General features: G+C 64.1%; 1 protein-coding gene. It reads left to right on the top strand.

Going from position 1 to position 844, the window contains the following annotated elements; all coding sequences use genetic code 11:
* Positions 1-844, top strand: an 844-nt coding sequence (locus AC1RNC_RS26100; protein ID WP_492888883.1) for a cbb3-type cytochrome c oxidase subunit I, incomplete at both ends; no start/stop codon positions are given.

Here is an 844-nt window from a genome sequence, read left to right as displayed (position 1 = left end):
TGCGGCCGCTGCACACCTCGGCGGTGATCTTCGCCTTCGGGGGCAACGCCCTGATCGCCACGTCGTTCTGGGTCGTGCAGCGCACCTGCAAGGCCAAGCTGGCGGGCGGCATCGCGCCGTGGTTCGTGTTCTGGGGCTATCAGCTGTTCATCGTGCTGGCCGCGACCGGCTATCTGATGGGCGCGACCCAGAGCAAGGAATACGCCGAGCCGGAGTGGTACACCGACCTGTGGCTGACCATCGTCTGGGTCGCCTATCTGCTGGTGTTCCTGGGCACGATCTGGAAGCGCAAGGAACCCCACATCTACGTGGCCAACTGGTTCTACCTGGCCTTCATCGTCACCATCGCCCTGCTGCATCTGGTCAACAACGCCGCCATTCCGGTGGGTCTGCTGAACCACAAGTCCTATGGCGTCTTCTCGGGCGTGCAGGACGCGCTGGTGCAGTGGTGGTACGGCCACAACGCCGTCGGCTTCTTCCTGACCGCCGGCTTCCTGGCCATGATGTACTACTTCGTGCCCAAGCGCGTGGAGCGTCCGGTCTACAGCTACCGCCTGTCGATCGTGCACTTCTGGGCGCTGATCTTCATCTACATCTGGGCCGGCCCGCACCACCTGCACTACACGGCCCTGCCGCAGTGGGCCCAGACCCTGGGCATGACCTTCTCGATCATGCTGTGGATGCCGTCCTGGGGCGGCATGATCAACGGCCTGATGACGCTATCGGGGGCCTGGGACAAGCTGCGCACCGACCCGGTGGTGCGGATGATGGTGGTGTCGATCGCCTTCTACGGCATGAGCACCTTCGAAGGCCCGGTGATGTCGATCCGCGCGGTCAACGCGCT

Source organism: Caulobacter sp. GW822-FHT01G02 (assembly GCF_058802865.1).
The sequence above is the reverse complement of the archived record's forward strand: the minus strand, read 5'-3'. Positions and strand labels throughout refer to the sequence as shown.